Origin of the sequence: Croceicoccus gelatinilyticus, assembly GCF_018398395.1 — a bacterium.
In the GTDB taxonomy this organism is placed as follows: Bacteria; Pseudomonadota; Alphaproteobacteria; order Sphingomonadales; family Sphingomonadaceae; genus Croceicoccus; species Croceicoccus gelatinilyticus.
Genome location: NZ_JAHCBF010000014.1, coordinates 1 through 18,254, shown reverse-complemented (window position 1 = coordinate 18,254; position 18,254 = coordinate 1). Strand labels below are relative to the sequence as shown.

Genomic DNA, 18,254 nt, shown 5'->3' with positions numbered 1-18,254 from the left:
ACGGATTGGGCCACTCTCACGAACGTCACAGGCGTGAGGATGACGCTTCGATCATCGAATGGCTGAGGCTGACCCCGCATTGACTTGCATTTTCCGATGCGGGGCAAATCGGAGGTTGGTGAACCGATTTGCCAGCTTCGGCTTCCGCTATGCCGCGATCCGCAAGCCGGTGGTCGATGCGGACAAGCAGGACTATGTGCGGACCACGCTGTTCATCGCGCCGTTCACGGCGGTGATCCCGTCGAATGATCAATATCACCTCAGCCAGCTGCTGATCCCGATTGATGACGAAAACACCTATTTCTACTGGATCGCGTGGAGCGAGGACCCGGAGAAGGGCATCGGTCAGGACGCATGGCGCAAATTCTGCGGGGCCGAGGTTGGCAAGGATGTCGAACCGGTCACGTTCAAGAAGGTCCGTAACTACGAGAACAACTACCTGCAGGACCGCGATGCCATGAAGGCCGGTGATTTCACGGGCATCTACGGCATCCCCTGTCAGGACATGGCAATGTGGGAATCGATGGGCAAGATCGCCGATCGTAGCGAAGACAACCTTGGTACCAGCGACAAGGCGATCTTCACGTTCCGCACCCAGATGTACCGCGCCGCACAGGCGGTCGCGAATGGCGAGCCGGCGATCGGTGCGGGCGATGATGTCCTTCCGCAGTCGAAGCTGATCTCTTTCCAGGGCATGGTCCCCAAGGGCGAAGACTGGAAAGAGCGCAATATCTCGGACGAGGAACGTGCCCAGCGCGCCGGGGCTACCAGCAAGAGCCGCGAGCCTGCCGAATGAACAACGCAGACGGCCTCGTCGCAGGTCTCGAGAAGGAAGGCCTGCGACACTTTCTGACTGCCACCTTGTCCGAGGATCTCGGGCATGGTGGAGACGTGACAAGCGCGGTAACCGTCCCGGCCGAGGCGCGCCTGCGGGCCGAGATCGCGACGCGTCAGGACATCGTACTTGCCGGCGTTGCATTGGCGGAAGCCTTTTTTCGTGAACTCGATCCGGATGTCGTGGTCGAACGCTGCGCCGAAGATGGCGCGCACCTGAAGCCCGGCGATCCCATCCTGCGCATTGAAGGGGCCGGCCGGCCGATGCTCACGGCAGAGCGTTCCGCGCTGAACAGTCTTCAGCACCTGAGCGGGATCGCCACGCTGACCCGGCAATACGTGGACCAGATTGAAGGCACGGGCTGCACTTTGCTGGATACCCGCAAGACCATTCCCGGTCTGCGCGTTCTGGAAAAGTATGCGGCGCGCGTTGGCGGCGCGACGAACCACCGCATGCGGCTGGATGATGGCATCCTTATCAAAGACAATCACATTGCCATCGCCGGATCGCTTGAGGCGGCGGTGCGGTCGGCCTGTGAGGCGGACACCGGCTTGGAGGTTCAGGTGGAAGTGGACCTGATTGAGCAGATCGAACCGGCCCTCGGTGCCGGGGCCGAACGCTTGTTATGCGACAACATGCCGCCAGACGTGCTGAGAGAGGCCGTCCGGCTTGTCGCCGGCAGAGTGCCGATCGAGGCCTCGGGCGGGGTGCGCCTCGAGACAATTCGCGAGATCGCCTCAACCGGCGTCGATTACGTGTCGGTTGGCCGCATTACGCAAAGCGCTCCTGCCGCGGACATCGGTTTGGATTACACGACTGCCTGAACGGCATGAAATACGGAATCGACCCTACGGCTGACCCCGGTCGGGGGCGGCGCGTTTAGGGCATGCGCGGTCCTTGCCATACCTATCTCGCAATGGCGGTCCGACAGGGGCAGCGCCGCAGCAGTGATCCTTTAGTATAGAAGGGGCATCTCGCAAGGGTGATCGACAAGCAGTAGTCCCTATCGTCATGATATTTCCCGAGACTTCAGCTTCAAATCGGGAAAGCCTTGCCAGCCCTCGTCAACCAGCCAATCCCCGCAAGGGCCGACATGGTGATCGCAGGCACGGGCTTTGCCGCCACGTTTTTCCTCTTCCGCATTTTGCAGAACGCGCCTGCGAACATGCGGATCGTCGTGCTGGAGCGGGGTCGGTTGATCGAACATTCCAGTCGGCTGGCCCGGCGCGGTGACAAGGAGTTCGATCCGGAGCAGTACTTCAAGCGAACGGGCGATCCCGACAAGTCCTGGGCGTTTTCGCTGGGATTTGGCGGGTCGTCGAATTGCTGGTGGGGCACGACGCCCCGGATGATCCCATCCGACTTCGAACTGAAAACCCGTTATGGTCACGGCGCCGACTGGCCGTTTTCATATGACGATCTCGAACCGTTCTATTGCGAAGCCGAAGACCTGATGCAGATATCAGGTTCGGCATATCCGCAGGCGCCGCGATCGCGACCCTATCCGTTACCTCCGCACGGGCCGACTGGGGCCGATGTCATTTTGGCCAAGGCCTGGCCGGGCCAGCACGTACCCATGCCGACGGCCAGGGCAAGCCGCCCGACCTCTACACGCGGACAATGCTGTTCCAACGGGGTCTGCACTCTCTGTCCGGTCGATGCCAAGTTCACGATCCTGAACGGCATGCGTGACGTTTACGACGATCCGCGGGTCAGTCTCTTCATGGAGACCGAGGTGCGCAGGGTCGAGACCGAGGGGGGGCGTGCCCATGCGTTCGAATGGCGGACTGCGGATGGCAAACTCGGATCGATTGCTGCTGACCATCTCGTCCTCGCGACGAACGCGATGTTCAATGCAGATATACTCATGCGGTCCGGCGATGCGTCGCCGCTCACCGGCAAGCGTCTGCACGAACAGGTCGGCATTACGGCGCAGCTCTATCTGGACGGCGTAGACTGCTTTCAGGGTTCGACGGCGGTCACCGGCATGGGCTTGATGCTGTGGGACAATGACGAGCGCCGCAAGGATATGGCGGCAGTCAAGTTCAAGACCGATAATTACGGCTTCATGCGCCCGGAACCCGGGCGTTGGAGGCAGGTTTTGCCGATCCGGATGGTCTACGAAGATTTGCCGCAGGATCGTAACCGGATCATTCCGGCAACGGGCGACGACGAAAGGCCGACGGCCGAGTTCGTCGGGAGAAGCGCCTATACCCAGCGTGCGATTGACAGGATGGCCGACGATATCGCGAAAATCTGCGCTGAATTGCCGATCGAAGACATCATCTACGACCCTCCTGCACCGTCTGAAAGCCATATTCAGGGCACGACCGTCATGGGCCATGATCCGGCGGACTCAGTTACCGATCAGGACGGCCTTCACCACCGCTGGCGCGACTTGCGAGTGCTGGGAAGTTCGCTGTTTCCTACCGGGTCGCCTGCGAACCCGACATTGACGCTTTCCGCTCATGCCTTGCGTGCCGCCAGCAGGATGGAATGGACATGAAGTTCAGCCGACGCGGAATGATGATCGGCGGCGTATCGACCGCTGCGCTGGCTGGCGCCGGATTTTCCCTGACGTCTTCGGATCTGGTCAGCGGCATCGAGGAAACAGTGCGCAGGGCATTCCCTGACTTGCGAATGGCCAGTCACGATTTGCGGGCCTTTTCCGTCAGGATGGCACGGTTCCTCGATTACGAGGCGAAGAAAGAGCTCGCCGTTTCGGTTCTGCTGGACCATCCGGTCGGCAAGATTGCCGGCGATACGTTGGTAGACCAGCGGGTTCGCCGGGCCGAGGGCAAGATCGTCGCCCGGTTCCTCCGCTCGACAGATATGCTCGATCCTGACCGGCAAGGAGAAGAGATCAGCCTGATCGGATTTGCAGATCCCTATGAAGCGGGCTGTTCCAATCCGGTTGCCCAGTGGACATCGCACGAGGTGGAGTGGCCGCAAGAAGCCCTGGGATCTGAGCGAACCTGATTGCGCGTGAGAAACGGGCTCGCGCAGTCTCGCAGGCTGCGATCTTTGGTTGCAGGCTCAGCCCTGCCATCCTCCACCTAGCGCGAGAAACACGGTGATTTGCCGGTCGACCAAGGCAGCTTCTGCCGATGCATGGGCGACTTCAGCCGTGGCCAGGGTCCCTTGGGCGTTGAGCAGCGACAGGAAGTCGCTTCGCCCGAAGTGGAACAGCTTTTCGGCCTGGTCGGCCGAGACCTTGGCGCTTTGCGCGGCGCGGCCCAGCGTTTCGGCGCGCTCCATCCCACGCGCGTAAGTTTCAAGGGCCGTCTCTGTCCCGCGCAAGGCAGCAAGGACAACGCTGTCGAAAGCCGCAAGATCGGCATCGACTTGTGCATTTGCCGCGTCGATGCGCGCTTCGACGATCGGGCGGTTGGGAAAGCTCCAGCTCAGCAGAGGTCCGAACCCGAAGCCGATGCTGTGCGAGCTACCGATGTCTTCGATCTTGCCGCTGCTGATCAGGCCGCCGCCAATGCTGATCTGCGGGTAGAGGTCGGCCATTGCCACTCCGACGCGTGCGGTGTCGGAAGCGATGGTGCGCTCAGCTTCGCGAATGTCGGGGCGACGGCGGATCAGCGCGGTCCCGTCACCGACGGGTAGCGGCGACGATAGCGTGGGCAAAGTCGCGCAGGTTGCGACTTCGCGCGGGTAGTCTGCCGGTGCGCGGCCGAGCAGTGTCGCAAGGAGGTATAGGGCACTGCGCCTGTCCGCCCTGAGACCGGGAAGGTTGGCCTTGCTCGTTTCAACGGCAGTGCGGGCCCGGCTGACATCGAATGATGTACCCCGGCCACCGGCCTGTAGCCGCTGTGTCGCCTCGAGAGTCTTTTCCTGTACCGCGACCACCTTTTCGACCGTGGCCAGTTCGTAGTTGGCGGCACAGATATCGGCATAGGCCTGCGTCGTCGCGGCGGCGACGCTGATCTGGACTGCGTCGCGTGCAGCCTCGACAGCGGCGCGGTCGGCGACGCTGGCCTCTATCGCCCGCCGCAACTTGCCAGTGAGGTCCAGCGGATAGGAAAGCGAAAGTCCGAGGTCGTAAGTCGCAACGCCCGGCAGCGATGTGTTCGCCGATGCCGTCGAATAATCCCGTTCGCCGGCAAGGCTGGCCGATGTCGTCGTCGAAAGCGCACGCTGCCCGGTGGTTTCGCGCAATAGTGCGTCGGCGCGGCGCAGGTTGGCATCAGCGGCGCGCAGATCGGCGTTTGCGGAAAGGGCCTCTTCGACAAGCGCATCGAGGCGGGGGTCGTCGTAGAGGTGCCACCAGCGATCCGGCAGCGGCGTACTGGCAAAGGCATCATCCTGTGCGGACAGGAATTCGCCTTGGGCTGAAGGAGCGTTCGCGACGGCATCTTCGGACAAGTGGTAATCAGGGCCGGTCGTGGCGCATCCGGCCAGTGCCAGTGCCAGTGCCAGCGGCAGTGACGCGCTGCCGATAGTGCGCATGGTCATCACACGCTCCCTTCGGTGCGGTCTGCGACTTCGGGTTCGACGGTGACTGTCGCGGTCCGGCCGAGGATCAGGCGGACATCGGCAGGCACGTCGGTCAGCTTGACGCGCACCGGAATGCGTTGTGCGAGCCGTACCCACGAGAACGTTGCCTCGACATCGGGAAGGAGGTTTTCAGACTTCCCGCGCGAGCCGTCGTTGATACCGGCGGCGATGCTTTCAACCCGGCCGGTCAGGGTACGATCCTCGCCCATGAGTTTCACCGACACGGCATCGCCGACATGGATCATCGGAAGTTTAGTTTCCTCGAAATAGCCTTCGATGCGAAGCGATCGTTCGTCGATCAGGGCCATCGCCTGATTGCCCGCAGCCATGTAATCGCCGGGATGAAGATCGAGGTTCGTGACCGTGCCATCGACGGACGCGTGCACTTGCGTACGGTCGAGATCGAGCAGCGCACCATCCAGCGCGCTTTGCGCTTCGGCAACCGCGGCCTGTGCTGTCGCCACACGTGCCACGTTCTGTTCGTGCGTTTCGGTTGCGACAAGATCGCCCAGCGAAACGTCGCGGTTTGCCTCACGCCGCGCCTGTCGCAGCGAAGCGCGCGCGCTGGCAAGCGTGGCACGTGCCCGCTGCACGGCAAGCGTATAGCGGGGGCGATCGAGCACGAAGAGAAGGTCGCCTGCCTGAACACGCTGGTTGTCTTCCACGTTCACCGAAGTGACGAGGCCTGAAATGTCCGGCGTGACCCGCACGACGTCTGCGCGCACGCGTCCGTCCCGCGTCCATGGGCTGTCCTCGTAATGCTTCCACGTCCAGATGCCGACAACTACGGCGATGAGGACGATGGCGAGCGTTGCGGTGCTGCGAGCGAGAGATGCGAGTTTTTTCTTCATGATGCGAAACCGAACAGGGGGGCTAGGATGGCGACTGCGCCGAAGACGATGACGTAGAGCGCCAAGTCGACAAGCGCGCGATAAGTGACGAGGCGGTAGAAGCCGAAGCGATCGGCCGCCCGCATGAGGGCAAGCGTGCTCACCGATGCGATAACGCCGATGATGAGCAGGGTCGGGACAAATACGCCGTAGACGGCGACTTCACCGGTCATGACGGGTCTCCGGATGGTTGGTGCTGGTCACGAAGGTGGGCGCATCGGCGAACATCGTGCGGCGCAAGGTGACGAGCGGAATGGCGGCAGCGCGGGCGAAGCCCGTCTGGGTCGCACCGGTCAATTGCTGAAGTCCCTGATCTATGCGGCCCAGAAGCTGCGGATCGTCCTTCGGCGGCTGGTGAGGGACCAGTCTGCGATAGTAGTCGGCGATACCGGTCAGGACGCCAGTGACCTGTTCCTGCGATGCCGGATCGATCTCTCTCCGAAGGTTGCGCAATTCGCCTACGGCAACACCGGTATGAAGATCGCGCATTATATCGTAGCTCGGCTCATCGGACCGTTTGCCCAGGGTGGCAAGCCGCGGTGTCAGCACGGCGTGCCGGTCCAGCATGCGCGAAACCCAGGCCGGGACATCTGGCGCAGACCAGCGATTGCTGCGTTCGGCAAGATCCTGCCATCCGGCCTTCAACGTCCGCACGACCGCGTGTTCTGTGCCCGCCGTCTGTATCAGCCGAATCATGGCGCCGGCAAAAAGGATCGCGGCCAGCATCGCGATCTGGCTGTTCACGAAAGCGGCGAATGTCGCGGGAAGGCCAGGGCCGAGGTCTGCTCCGTATTGTTCGGAAATGATGAAGGGTCCGCCCACACCCAGCAGCGCGGGAAGCGCAATACCCATGTATTTCGGATTGCTCATCATGGCGCCGAGTAGCAGCAGCGCCGGTGACAGAGCGGCGACCATGGCAGGAAATCCGTCGGTCATGGGCAGGATGGCAAAGCCGTAGAGCGCGCCCAGCAGGACAGAAATGACGGTGCCCTTGAAGAAGCCGGTGACCAGGGGAAGCGAATTGTCCATGCCGCCGAAAAGCGCAGGAAAAACCGCGACGATCATGACGAACGTGGCACCGTCCTGCCACCCGCTGAAGAACCAGAGCGTGCATGCGGTAACGAGCGTGAACGATGCACCGGCGGCGGCGCGTAAAGCGCCGCGGACATCGCGGTGCATGGGCCTGTCGCCGATCTCTGCAAGAAGTCGGGGGATCCGCGTGGAGACAGGCCGCCGGTCAGGCGTTTCAAGCTGTGCCTGCAGGAGACGGCAATCCAGGTGCGCTTCGATAAGTCCCGAGAGGCGAACGACGAGGTTGAGGAGCAGCAGGTTGCGCCATTCGGTACGCGCGTCGATGGCAGGTTCAAGTTCGCGGCAGCGGACCTGCAGCGCATCGGCCTCGATTGCCCATGCGGCGAGATCCTGATCGAGATTGTCGATCCAGTCCCGTGTGTCGTGCAGCAACTGCGTCGCAACCGGGGAGAGGCCGCCGTGCTCTTCGAGAGCAGCAACACGATCGGCCACGGCTGCACCCAGAGGCAGGATCTCGGCGAGCTTCTCTTCGATAGCACGGACGACGCGGATACGCGGTGCCGGGCCTGCGGTGTCGAAGGGAAGGTGCGCGGCAAGCGTGTGAAGTTCGGAAATGTCCTGCGCCAGTCGGCGGCGTTCGAACGCGATCGCCGGGTCGTGCGAAGGGCCCAGAATATCGCGGCTCCATTCCTCCGCATCGCGAACGATGGTCCGCGTTCGCTGACGCAGGAACTTGGTTACAGGGTTGGGCAGAATGACGCCGTGGATCAGCGCAGAGCACGTGATACCGATGGCGATTTCCTGCGCGCGCAGGGCAGCCACGTCGAAGATGTGGGTCGGCGCATCCACGATGGGCCAGACGATCAGGCCCGCGGAATAGCCGGCCAGCACGAACATGTACGATGAAGGCGACCTGTCGAGCAGCGAGAGAAACACGCAAAGGCCCAGCCAAAGCGCCATCGCCGCAACCAGCAGGACCGGGCTTTGCACCAGTGGGGGTACGATGAAGACCGCGAACGTTGCGCCGCCAACAGTGCCGATCAGCCGGAACATGGCGCGAGAAACGACGGCACCGGCCAAGGGGCCGGATACGATATAGGCGGTGAGAAAGGCCCAGTAGGGCCGTTCCAGCCCGATCGAGAAGGCGACGAACGTCGCCAGCATCGCTGCTGCAAAGCACTTCAGGCTGAAAATCGCCGCATCGAGACCGAAACGCTGAAGCATCAGTTCAGGCGGCTGTCCGCGATCCGCGCCGAGATAGTGGCGAGCACCTTGTTGGTGGTGTTCAGGTCGGCATCGTCGATTCCGGCGAGTAGATCCTTGCGCAGTTCGATCAGGCGATCATCGATCAGCCGCGCCAGGCGAGATCCTTCGTCCGTCAGGTAAAGCGATTTTGCCCGTCCGTCGCCGGGGTCCGTCTCGCGGCGCACGTATTCTGCGCGTTCAAGCTGCTGCAATGTGCGGACGAGCGATGCCTCGCTGATGCCGATCGCCTTGGCAAGATCGGATTGGCGGGTGCCCTGACCAAGTCGTTCGAGGTGCAGGAGCGCGTATCCCTTCGAATTCGAGATTTCGAGCGAAGCCAGCACGCGGTCAGCCAATTGCCGCCATGCTCTGGCCAGCAGGATGATTTGCGCGGGAAGGGCGCCAAGGTCGGGGTCATGGTCAGACATGTCTTGTTAGTTAGCGCACTAACTAAATTGCGCAAGATCATGTGTGTTGCGATTTGCACCACGTTGATCGCGAAAACTGCAAGTTGGGGGCTTCCGGCGGCTGTGTGTGGGTTAGTCAGCGCGCTGCACCGGGAACTCGGACGTATCCGAAAATGTTTTGGGGGCGCAGCTAGTGCTGCGTGCCCTTGAGAGATGCGGTGGCATAGCCGCTGAGGCGTTGTGCTACGTCTTCCCGGCCTTCGGTTCTGGAATATCTCGCCAGCGTAAAGAACATCGCCTGCACTTCGTCACGGGCGCCAACCGTGTCAGGGCCGAAGCCCACGTGCGTTGCGAGAAGTCTGATTATCGTATCGCCTAGTGCATCCGTGATCGTTTCTACCAGGTCCGGGGTCTGTCTTTGCAAGTGTGCGTTTCCGTTGTCCAATTCGGGTGCGACCCCTTTGCCAAAACAACCTATTTTCCCACGATTCGTTCCGATCTTGCCCCCGCGCCGGTCTGCGTTTCGATGATCGGCAGGACCAATTTTCGGGTGCTGCGCGCTCTTTTTGAAAAGAATGCGAGCCAAACGCCGCGTTTGTCTATATGGGGCCCGCAACTTGGGTTTAGACCCGATCGTCCGAGCAGCCGGCTGACGCCCGCGAGGCTGGATAGATCGCCCCTTTGAATTCCATATGCGTGCCCCCGGTCCGTCGCCTTTGCGGCGCGGCCTGCTTTTTCGAGATCATGATGTCCTTTTCGAACCTTCCCCCCATCCTGGCCAACGCGATTGAAGAGCGCGGATACACTGCGCTGACCGCGGTCCAGTCCGCCGTCGTCGCGCCCGAAGCGGCTGGCCGCGACCTTGTCGTTTCGGCGCAAACCGGTTCGGGCAAGACCGTCGCCTTCGGTCTTGCGTTCGCCGAGACGCTGCTGCGCGGTGACGAGCAGCTTCCGCCTTCCGGCGCGCCGCTGGCGCTGGTGATCGCGCCGACCCGCGAGTTAGCCCTGCAGGTTAGCCGTGAACTGACTTGGCTCTACAAGCAGGCGGGCGCATGGATCGCGACGTGCGTTGGCGGGATGGATCCGTCGAAGGAACGCCGCAACCTGCAGCGCGGCGCGCATATCGTCGTCGGCACGCCGGGCCGCCTTCGCGACCACCTCGAACGCGGCGCGCTCGACCTGTCGAACCTGCGTGTTGCCGTCCTCGACGAAGCGGACGAGATGCTCGACATGGGCTTCCGCGAAGACCTTGAAGAAATTCTCGACGCGACGCCCGACAACCGCCGCACGCTGCTGTTCTCGGCCACGATGCCCAAGCCGATCGAGGCGCTGGCCCGCCGCTATCAGCACGACGCGCTGCGCATCTCGACCGTCGGTGACGAGCGTGGCCACGGCGACATCACTTACCAGGCCGTCACCGTATCGCCCGCAGAGATCGAGGCTGCGGTCGTGAACCTGCTGCGCTTCCATGAAGCAGAGACCGCGATCCTGTTCTGCGCGACGCGCGACAATGTCCGCCGTCTGCACGCAACGCTGCAGGAGCGCGGCTTTGCCGTCGTTGCCTTGTCTGGCGAACATTCGCAGTCGGAGCGTAACCATGCGCTCCAGGCTCTGCGTGATCGCCGCGCCCGCGTCTGTGTTGCCACCGACGTTGCCGCGCGCGGTATCGACCTGCCTTCGCTCAGCCTCGTCGTTCATGTCGAAATCCCGCGCGATGCCGAAACGCTTCAGCACCGTTCGGGCCGCACCGGCCGCGCGGGCAAGAAGGGCACGGCGGTCATCATCGTTCCCTATCCGCGCCGCCGCCGCGTCGAAGGCATGCTGCGCGGAGCCAAGATCGAGGCAGACTGGATCGAGGCGCCTTCGCGCGACGCGATCCGCGCTCAGGACCGCGAACGCCTGCTTTCGACGCTGCTCCAGCCGACTGAGTTCGACGAGGAAGACCAGGCTCTGGCCGAAAGGCTGCTGGCCGAACGTTCGCCGCAGGACATCGCCGCCTCGCTCGTCCGCGCTTTTCGTTCGAAGCTGCCCGAGCCCGAGGAAATCACCGAGAACACCCCCGAAGCCCGCCGCGAGGCGCAGAAGGAGCGTCACCGCCCCGGTTTCGAGGACGTGCAGTGGTTCCGCATGGACATCGGCCGCCGCCAGAACGCCGACCCGCGCTGGATCCTGCCGCTGCTCTGCCGCCGTGGTCACATCACGCGCGCCGAAGTCGGCGCGATCCGCATCGGCCAGTACGAGACGCACTTCCAGGTGCCGACCGCGATTGCCGACAAGTTCGCCGCGACGCTGCTGCGCACCGCGAACGAGGATGACGATCGCGGCATCGTGAACATCGAACCGTCGGAAGGCCCGCGCGAAGCTGCACGCGGCCATGGCGGCAAGCCTTCAAAGCCGATGGTGCATCGTGCCAAGCCGAACCGGTCGGGCCCGCCGCAGGGCAGGCCGGGCGGCAAGCCGCAAGGCAAGTCCTTTGGCAAGCCGAAGGACGGCAAGGGAAAGCCGTTCGGCGGCAAGGGCAAGCCCGGCGGCAAGTTCAAGCCGAAGGGCAAGAAGGGACGTCCGGCCTAAGCGCCGGTCGCTAAGTGCCGGCCTCAGGGGGGGGGCGAGGGCTCAGTCCTCGCCTTTGGCCAGCTGTTCCGCAGCCTCGGCCTCGATCTGCAGAAGCTCCGCGATCGTCTTTTCCAGCGCGACCTGCTGTGCCTGAAGGTCGCTGATCTTTTCGCGCACTCGTGACAGCAGGTGATCCATCTGCCCGTGTTGCGCCGGATCGCTGTCGTACAGATCCAGAAACTCGCGAATCTCGCGAATGCTGAAGCCCAGGCGCTTGCCGCGCAGGATCAGCTGCATGCGCCCCACGTCGCGGCGCGAATAGATGCGCGTACCGCTGACGCGCTGCGGGCTGATCAGCCCGTTGTCCTCGTAAAAACGCAAAGTGCGCTGCGTGACGCCGAGCATTTCGGCGACTTCCTGAATGCCCTTGTGCGTCGCGCCGGGGTCATGGTCGTCCATCGGGTTCAAGGGCATCCTCACGCAGTGTCTTCTCTTGGGCTCTTGTCCATCCCGGATACGGATGCGGCCATGCGCGTTCAAAACAGCAAAGTGCAACTCGCGTCAATTCCGGGACGCCTTGTCGCGTGTACCCCAGAATCTGGTTGACGTATAGGGGAGGCATTTTACTATTAGGACAGAAAGCGGCTCAAAGCCGCCCCATCGACGTTTCGGAGAGACAGGATTTCCATGAACGACATCGTCATTGCGGGTTACGCCCGTTCGCCCTTCCATCTCGCAGGCAAGGGCGCTCTCGCCCGGGTCCGTCCCGACGACATGGCCGCGCAAGTCGTGCGCGCGCTTGTTGAGCGTACGGGCGTGAAGGCGGAAGATCTTGAAGATCTCCTGCTCGGCTGTGCGTTTCCGGAAGGGGAGCAGGGCTTCAACATCGCGCGTCTCGTCGGTCTTCTGGCCGGTTTGCCGCATTCGGTGGCGGGCATGACGCTTAACCGGTTCTGCGGGTCCTCGATGTCCTCGATCCACTATGCCGCAGGCCAGATCGCGATGGGTGCGGGCGATACTTTCATATGCGGCGGCGTCGAATCGATGAGCCGTGTGCCGATGATGGGCTTCAACCCGATGCCGAACCCGGCGCTGGCCAAGGCGACCGCCGCCTACATGTCGATGGGTACGACGGCAGAGAATGTCGCGAAGGAATGGAACATCGGCCGCGAGGAGCAGGAAGCTTTCGCCGTGCGCAGCCAGCAGAAGACCGCCGCTGCAATCGCGGCAGGCAAGCTTGCCGACGAGATCGTCGCGATCGACACGGGCAAGGGCATGGTCGAGGCCGACGGCACGCCGCGTCCTGAAACGACTGCCGAAACGCTCGCTAGCCTGAAGACGGCGTTCGACGCGAACGGCACGGTCACGGCGGGCACGTCCTCGCCGCTGACCGACGGTGCGACTGCGGTGCTGGTGACGAGCGCCGATTATGCGGCGGCCAACGGCCTCAAGGTCATGGCCAAGGTCCGCTCGGTCGCTGTTTCGGGCTGCAAGCCTGAAATTATGGGCATCGGGCCCATCGGCGCATCGCGCAAGGCGATGGAGCGTGCAGGCATCACGGCTGCCGATCTCGACGTCGTCGAACTCAACGAGGCTTTTGCCAGCCAGTCGATCGCGGTCATCCGCGACCTTGGCCTCGACGAGGCGAAGGTCAATATCGACGGCGGCGCACTTGCCATCGGGCATCCGCTGGGTGCGACCGGCGCGCGCATTACCGGCAAGGCGGCGCAGCTGCTCCAGCGAGAAGGCGGCAGGTTCGCGCTTGCCACCCAGTGCATCGGCGGTGGTCAGGGTATTGCCACGGTTCTGGAGGCAGTGTGATGAGCGTGGCTCCCGTCAAGAAGGTCTGCGTCATCGGCGCGGGCACGATGGGCGCGGGAATTGCTGCACAAGTCGCCAATGGCGGCGTGCCGGTCCTCCTGCTCGACATCGTGCGCGACGAGAACGATCGTAATGCAGTCGCCGAAGGTGCGGTAAAGCGCATGCTGAAGGCCGACCCCGCGCCGTTCATGTCGAACCGCGCGGCCAAGCTGGTCGAGACCGGCAATATCGAGGACCATCTCGACAAGGTCGCCGAGTGCGACTGGGTGATCGAGGCGATCGTCGAGAAGCTGTCATTGAAGCAGTCGCTCTACGAAAAGCTCGAAAAGGTCCGCACGCCGGGCACGGCGGTGACGTCGAACACTTCGACCATTCCGCTCGAAAATCTCGTCGAAGGGCGCTCCGACGCGTTCAAGAGCGACTTCTTCATCACCCACTTCTTCAACCCGCCGCGCTATATGCGCCTGCTGGAACTGGTCACCGGCCCCGCGACCGACATGGACCTTGCCGCCCGCATCCGCGATTTCGCGGACCGCGTGCTGGGCAAGACCGTGGTCGATGCCAAGGACACTCCCGGCTTCATCGCGAACCGTATCGGCACGCTCTGGATACAGGCGGCGATCAACGCGGCGATGGACCTTGGCCTGACGGTCGAGGAAGCCGACGCCATTGCGGGTAAGCCCATGGGCGTGCCCAAGACCGGCGTGTTCGGGCTCGTCGATCTAGTCGGCGTGGACCTGATGCCCTACTTGCAGGAAAGCCTGACCTCGACCCTGCCTAAGGACGATCCCTATCAGGCGATCGCGCGTGACATTCCGCTGATCAACAAGATGATCGCGGAAGGCTACACCGGACGGAAGGGGAAGGGCGGCTTCTATCGCCTCAACCGCGAAGGCGGGCAGCGGCTTAAGGAAGCGGTCGACCTGGCATCGGGCCACTATCGCAAGAGCGTGAAGCCCGCCTCGCTGCCACGCGCGGTGAAGAGCGGCGATCTTGGCGCGCTGATCGCGTCGGATGACAAGTTCGGTGCCTATGCCTGGGCAATCCTTGGTCAGACGCTGTCCTATGCGGCCAGCCTCGTTCCCGAAGCCGCCGATGATATTGTCGCCATCGATGAAGCGATGAAGCTCGGCTACAACTGGAAGTACGGTCCGTTCGAGCTGATCGACCGGATCGGTGCGGCCAAGCTGGTCGAGCGGTTGAAAGCCGACGGCGCGCCTGTCCCCGCGATCCTCGAGACGGCTGGCGATGCGACCTTCTATCGCCTCGAGAACGGCAAGCGTCAGTACCTCGGCCTCGACGGCGAGTACCACGATGTCGCGCGCCCCGAAGGCGTCGAACTGCTTGCCGATGTTAAGCTATCGGCAGAGCCGCTGATGAAAAATGCATCGGCTGCGCTGTGGGACGTCGGCGACGGTGTCGTCTGCCTCGAATTTACCGGCAAGATGAACGCGCTCGACGGCGAGGTCATGAAGCTGATCGGCAAGGCGATCCCGCTGGTGGCCGAGAAGTACAAGGCCATGGTCGTCTATAACGAGGGCAGCCAGTTCTCGACGGGCGCGAACCTTGGTCTGGCCCTGTTCGCGGTAAACATCGCGGCGTGGGGCGAGATCGAGAAGCTCGTCGCTGGCGGGCAGGAAACCTACAAGGCGCTGAAGTATGCGCCGTTCCCGGTTGTCGGCGCGCCTTCTGGCATGGCGCTGGGCGGCGGGTGCGAGATCCTGCTCCACTGCGATGCGGTGCAGGCGCACGCCGAAAGCTATATCGGCCTTGTCGAATGCGGCGTCGGCCTGATCCCGGGCTGGGGTGGCTGCGGCGAGATGCTGTCGCGTTGGCGCGATATGCCGGGCTTGCCCAAGGGGCCAATGCCCCCGGTCGCCAAGGTGTTCGAGATCGTCTCGACCGCGACGGTCGCCAAGTCCGCGGCGCAGGCCATGGAACTCGGCTTCCTGCGCAAGGACGACGGCATCAGCATGAACCGTGATCGCCTTCTGGCCGACGCCAAGCAGCGCGCGCTGGCCATGGCGGAAGGCTATACTCCGCCCGAGGCGCCTACGTTCAACCTGCCGGGTCCGACCGGCAAGGTTGCGCTCGATCTCGCGGTCGAGGGATTCCAGGCACAGGGCAAGGCGACCGACTATGACGGCGTTGTCGCCTCGCACCTCGCCACCGTTCTTACCGGCGGCGATACCGATGCGGCCGACACCCTGACCGAACAGCAGATGCTGGAACTGGAGCGCGAGGCGTTCATGGCGCTGGTCCGCAATCCGCGCAGCCAGGCCCGGGTCGAGCATATGCTCGAAACCGGCAAGCCGCTGCGCAACTGATTTGAAAGGCACGATCGATGCAAGTCTATGAAGCACCGCTGCGCGACATGCGTTTCGTGTTGGAAGAGCTCTGGCACGACGACGGGTTCGGCAACATCCCCGCGCTGGAGGAATTCGATTCCGACCTGATGAACGCGGTCCTCGAACAGGCCGCGAAGTTCAGCCAGGAAGTCCTGCTCCCGCTCAACCGTTCGGGCGACGAGGAAGGCTGCCACCACGAAAACGGCGTCGTGCGTACGCCCGCAGGGTTCAAGGAAGCCTACGACCAGTTCACGCAGGACGGCTGGGCCGCGCTGTCGTCCGATCCCGAATGGGGCGGGCAGGGGCTTCCCGAACGGCTGAGCAAGCTGGTCGAGGAAATGACCTGTTCGACCAACCTGTCGTTCGGCATGTATCCGGGCCTGACCCACGGCGGCGTCGGCGCGATTGCCAAGCACGCGACCGACGATCTGAAGAACACCTACCTGCCCAAGATGGTCAGCGGCGAATGGTCGGGCACGATGTGCCTTACCGAACCGCACTGCGGCACCGATCTCGGCCTGCTGCGCACCCGCGCGGTTCCGGCAGGTGACGGCAGTTACAAGGTGTCGGGTTCGAAGATCTTCATCTCGGCGGGCGAGCATGACCTGACCGACAACATCATTCACCTTGTCCTCGCGCGGCTGCCCGATGCGCCTGAAGGGGTTAAGGGCATCTCGCTCTTCGTCGTGCCGAAGTACATTCCCAAGGATGACGGCACGCCGGGCCCCTCCAATGGCGTTTCGTGCCCCGCGATCGAGCATAAGATGGGCATCAAGGCCTCGGCCACGTGCCAGATGCTGTTCGAGGAATCGACCGGCTGGCTGGTCGGCGAACCGAACAAGGGCATGGCCGCGATGTTCACGATGATGAACAACGCGCGCCTCGGCGTCGGCATCCAGGGGCTGGGCATTGGCGAGGCGGCTTACCAGTCCGCCGTCTGGTACGCGAAGGACCGCGTGCAGGGCCGCTCGCTGGCGGGACCGAAGTATCCCCATCAGGCCGCGGACCCGATCATCGTCCATCCCGACGTGCGCCGTATGTTGATGACGATGCGCGCCAACAACGAAGGCTGCCGCGCGCTCGGCGCATGGGTTGCCCGCGCGCTTGATGCCGAAAAGCACGCCGAGGACCCTGAGTTGCGCAAGCGCGCCGAGGATTTCGTCGCGCTGATGACGCCGATCGTGAAGGCACTCTTCACCGATCTGGGGCACGAGAACGCGAACCTCGCGATCCAGATCTACGGCGGTCACGGCTACATCCGCGAAAGCGGGGTCGAACAGTACGCGCGCGATGCGCGTATCGCGATGCTCTATGAAGGCACCAACGGCATCCAGGCGCTGGACCTCGTCGGGCGCAAGCTGGGGGCGCACATGGGGCGCTATCTCAAGAGCTTCTTCCACCCGGTTTCCGAGTTCATCGAGGCGAACAAGGGCGAAGGCCCGATGAAGCCGATGATCGACGGGCTGGAAAAGGCCTTCGGTGCCTTGCAGCTTTCGACCGCGACCATCGCCCAGAAGGGCATGGCCGATCCGGAAGAGGCAGGTGCTGCCGCGACCGAGTACCTGAGGCTCTTCGGCCTTGTCGCGATGGGCTACTGCTTTGCCCGCTCTACGCTGATCTCCGGCATGAAGCTGGCCTTCGGTGCAGAGGACAAGGCGTTCTACAACGCGAAGATCAAGACGGCGACGTTCTACTTCGAACGTATCCTGCCGCAGGTGTCGGCACACTTCCTCGCCATCAAGGCAGGCAAGAAGTCGATGATGGCTCTGGCCGACGACGCGTTCTGATTATCCGGCGCAGGGATGGAATAGCACCGACCCTGCGCCAACAATCGGTGACGCAAACGCGCGCCAGTGATAGAGGGCGGGCCATGACCCGACCCCCCATTCTCGTGATCACCACTGGTGGCACCATCGATAAGCAGTATTTCGACGCGCTGAGCGAGTACAAGATCGGCGACAGCGTGATCGAACAGCTCCTCACCACTGCACGGGTCAAGCACCCGTTCCGCGTCGTCGAACTCATGCGCAAGGACAGCCTCGAACTGACTGACGCTGATCGCGACGTGATCGCGGCGACGATTGCGGCCGCTCCGGAAAAGCGCGTCGTCATCACCCATGGCACGGATACGATGACCGAGACGGCCAAGGCGCTCGCACATCTGAAAGACCGCACGATCGTTCTGGCAGGCGCTTTGGCGCCGGCGCGATTCAAGGAAAGCGATGCGCCGTTCAATCTCGGCATGGCGTTCGCCTGCTGTCAGGCGGCGCAGCCGGGCGTGTGGATCACGATGAACGGAACGGTGTTCGACGGCTTGGCCGTCCGCAAGGACCGCGAAGCAGGTGCATTCGTGTCCATCTGAAACTAATTTTCGGGCCGGCAGGGGGCGGAAACGGCAGTTTCCCGCCATTCTTCCGATCTGAGAGCAAAAAAGTTCGCCTGAAGCCAAACTTTTTCCAGAACGGCTGTTGACCGAATCAAGAGCCCCACATATATGCCGCTCCACCGACGGGGACGACGCTTCAACGGCTCGCTCCTGACGGTCGCCAACTTAGCTGGACGACATAGTCCCCCGGAAGGAAGTTTCGGGGAACGATAGTTGTCCGCTTTATTATGT

16 protein-coding genes are annotated in these 18,254 nt (G+C 63.0%); 9 read left to right on the top strand and 7 right to left on the bottom strand.

All coding sequences use genetic code 11. The features are described from left to right. Positions 1-118 precede the first annotated feature (118 nt). From KIH45_RS17670 to KIH45_RS17655, 4 genes are all read left to right on the top strand, one after another. Positions 119-796, top strand: a complete 678-nt coding sequence (locus KIH45_RS17670) for a hypothetical protein (protein WP_337925507.1) — start codon at positions 119-121, stop codon at positions 794-796. Next, positions 793-1,659 carry a carboxylating nicotinate-nucleotide diphosphorylase gene (nadC, locus tag KIH45_RS17665; protein ID WP_213177324.1) on the top strand — a complete coding sequence of 289 codons (867 nt, stop codon included), beginning with the start codon at positions 793-795 and terminating at the stop codon, positions 1,657-1,659. The genes KIH45_RS17670 and nadC overlap by 4 nt, the downstream gene beginning before the upstream one ends. Positions 1,660-1,886: 227 nt before the next feature. Continuing rightward, positions 1,887-3,341 (top strand): GMC oxidoreductase, encoded by a 1,455-nt coding sequence (locus tag KIH45_RS17660; RefSeq protein WP_213177323.1) that lies wholly within the window; start codon positions 1,887-1,889, stop codon positions 3,339-3,341. Between the two features lie 17 nt (positions 3,342-3,358). Next, positions 3,359-3,814 carry a hypothetical protein gene (locus tag KIH45_RS17655; protein ID WP_213177322.1) on the top strand — a complete coding sequence of 152 codons (456 nt, stop codon included), beginning with the start codon at positions 3,359-3,361 and terminating at the stop codon, positions 3,812-3,814. Positions 3,815-3,871: 57 nt separating this feature from the next. Here KIH45_RS17655 and KIH45_RS17650 read toward each other — a convergent pair whose 3' ends face one another. The 6 genes from KIH45_RS17650 to KIH45_RS17625 all read right to left on the bottom strand — a co-directional run bounded on the left by KIH45_RS17650 (position 3,872) and on the right by KIH45_RS17625 (position 9,339). Further along, positions 3,872-5,299: an efflux transporter outer membrane subunit gene (locus tag KIH45_RS17650; protein WP_420481944.1), complete on the bottom strand. Its 1,428-nt coding sequence runs from the start codon at positions 5,297-5,299 to the stop codon at positions 3,872-3,874. Then, positions 5,299-6,192: an efflux RND transporter periplasmic adaptor subunit gene (locus KIH45_RS17645; RefSeq protein ID WP_213177321.1), complete on the bottom strand. Its 894-nt coding sequence runs from the start codon at positions 6,190-6,192 to the stop codon at positions 5,299-5,301. Before KIH45_RS17645 ends, KIH45_RS17650 begins: the two co-directional genes overlap by 1 nt. Next, positions 6,189-6,404, bottom strand: a complete 216-nt coding sequence (locus KIH45_RS17640) for a DUF1656 domain-containing protein (RefSeq protein WP_213177320.1) — start codon at positions 6,402-6,404, stop codon at positions 6,189-6,191. The genes KIH45_RS17645 and KIH45_RS17640 overlap by 4 nt, the downstream gene beginning before the upstream one ends. Then, positions 6,394-8,487 carry an FUSC family protein gene (locus KIH45_RS17635; protein ID WP_213177319.1) on the bottom strand — a complete coding sequence of 698 codons (2,094 nt, stop codon included), beginning with the start codon at positions 8,485-8,487 and terminating at the stop codon, positions 6,394-6,396. Before KIH45_RS17635 ends, KIH45_RS17640 begins: the two co-directional genes overlap by 11 nt. After that, entirely contained in the window at positions 8,487-8,936 is a 450-nt protein-coding gene (locus KIH45_RS17630) for a MarR family winged helix-turn-helix transcriptional regulator (RefSeq protein WP_213177318.1), read from the bottom strand. The genes KIH45_RS17635 and KIH45_RS17630 overlap by 1 nt, the downstream gene beginning before the upstream one ends. 169 nt (positions 8,937-9,105) lie before the next feature. After that, positions 9,106-9,339, bottom strand: a complete 234-nt coding sequence (locus tag KIH45_RS17625; protein WP_213177317.1) for a hypothetical protein — start codon at positions 9,337-9,339, stop codon at positions 9,106-9,108. A gap of 323 nt (positions 9,340-9,662) precedes the next feature. Here KIH45_RS17625 and KIH45_RS17620 point away from each other — a divergent pair, with 323 nt between their 5' ends. Further along, a complete protein-coding gene (locus KIH45_RS17620) occupies positions 9,663-11,486 on the top strand; it encodes a DEAD/DEAH box helicase (protein WP_213177338.1) in 1,824 nt (607 codons plus the stop codon). Between the two features lie 42 nt (positions 11,487-11,528). On the opposite strand, the gene KIH45_RS17615 is transcribed toward KIH45_RS17620, so the two are convergent. After that, positions 11,529-11,927, bottom strand: a complete 399-nt coding sequence (locus tag KIH45_RS17615; RefSeq protein ID WP_213177316.1) for a MerR family transcriptional regulator — start codon at positions 11,925-11,927, stop codon at positions 11,529-11,531. Positions 11,928-12,155: 228 nt separating this feature from the next. Between KIH45_RS17615 and KIH45_RS17610 the strand changes: the two genes are divergently transcribed. The 4 genes from KIH45_RS17610 to KIH45_RS17595 all read left to right on the top strand — a co-directional run bounded on the left by KIH45_RS17610 (position 12,156) and on the right by KIH45_RS17595 (position 17,999). Then, positions 12,156-13,289 carry a thiolase family protein gene (locus tag KIH45_RS17610; protein WP_213177315.1) on the top strand — a complete coding sequence of 378 codons (1,134 nt, stop codon included), beginning with the start codon at positions 12,156-12,158 and terminating at the stop codon, positions 13,287-13,289. Further along, complete coding sequence (locus KIH45_RS17605) at positions 13,289-15,616, top strand: 3-hydroxyacyl-CoA dehydrogenase/enoyl-CoA hydratase family protein (RefSeq protein WP_213177314.1); 2,328 nt, start codon at positions 13,289-13,291, stop codon at positions 15,614-15,616. The genes KIH45_RS17610 and KIH45_RS17605 overlap by 1 nt, the downstream gene beginning before the upstream one ends. A 17-nt stretch (positions 15,617-15,633) precedes the next feature. After that, positions 15,634-17,424 carry an acyl-CoA dehydrogenase C-terminal domain-containing protein gene (locus KIH45_RS17600; protein WP_213177313.1) on the top strand — a complete coding sequence of 597 codons (1,791 nt, stop codon included), beginning with the start codon at positions 15,634-15,636 and terminating at the stop codon, positions 17,422-17,424. An 83-nt stretch (positions 17,425-17,507) separates the two neighbouring features. Continuing rightward, complete coding sequence (locus KIH45_RS17595) at positions 17,508-17,999, top strand: asparaginase domain-containing protein (RefSeq protein ID WP_213177312.1); 492 nt, start codon at positions 17,508-17,510, stop codon at positions 17,997-17,999. Positions 18,000-18,254: the final 255 nt, after the last annotated feature.

Excerpts from the sequence above, each read along its gene's own strand:
- KIH45_RS17655 (WP_213177322.1), top strand. The coding sequence starts at position 3,359 with ATGATGATCGGCGGCGTATCGACCGCTGCGCTGGCTGGCGCCGGATTT.
- KIH45_RS17610 (WP_213177315.1), top strand. The coding sequence starts at position 12,156 with ATGAACGACATCGTCATTGCGGGTTACGCCCGTTCGCCCTTCCATCTC.
- nadC (WP_213177324.1), top strand. The coding sequence starts at position 793 with ATGAACAACGCAGACGGCCTCGTCGCAGGTCTCGAGAAGGAAGGCCTG.
- KIH45_RS17620 (WP_213177338.1), top strand. The coding sequence starts at position 9,663 with ATGTCCTTTTCGAACCTTCCCCCCATCCTGGCCAACGCGATTGAAGAG.
- KIH45_RS17645 (WP_213177321.1), bottom strand. The coding sequence starts at position 6,192 with ATGAAGAAAAAACTCGCATCTCTCGCTCGCAGCACCGCAACGCTCGCC.
- KIH45_RS17605 (WP_213177314.1), top strand. The coding sequence starts at position 13,289 with ATGAGCGTGGCTCCCGTCAAGAAGGTCTGCGTCATCGGCGCGGGCACG.
- KIH45_RS17615 (WP_213177316.1), bottom strand. The coding sequence starts at position 11,927 with ATGGACGACCATGACCCCGGCGCGACGCACAAGGGCATTCAGGAAGTC.
- KIH45_RS17635 (WP_213177319.1), bottom strand. The coding sequence starts at position 8,487 with ATGCTTCAGCGTTTCGGTCTCGATGCGGCGATTTTCAGCCTGAAGTGC.
- KIH45_RS17595 (WP_213177312.1), top strand. The coding sequence starts at position 17,508 with ATGACCCGACCCCCCATTCTCGTGATCACCACTGGTGGCACCATCGAT.
- KIH45_RS17630 (WP_213177318.1), bottom strand. The coding sequence starts at position 8,936 with ATGTCTGACCATGACCCCGACCTTGGCGCCCTTCCCGCGCAAATCATC.
- KIH45_RS17600 (WP_213177313.1), top strand. The coding sequence starts at position 15,634 with ATGCAAGTCTATGAAGCACCGCTGCGCGACATGCGTTTCGTGTTGGAA.
- KIH45_RS17650 (WP_420481944.1), bottom strand. The coding sequence starts at position 5,299 with ATGACCATGCGCACTATCGGCAGCGCGTCACTGCCGCTGGCACTGGCA.
- KIH45_RS17640 (WP_213177320.1), bottom strand. The coding sequence starts at position 6,404 with ATGACCGGTGAAGTCGCCGTCTACGGCGTATTTGTCCCGACCCTGCTC.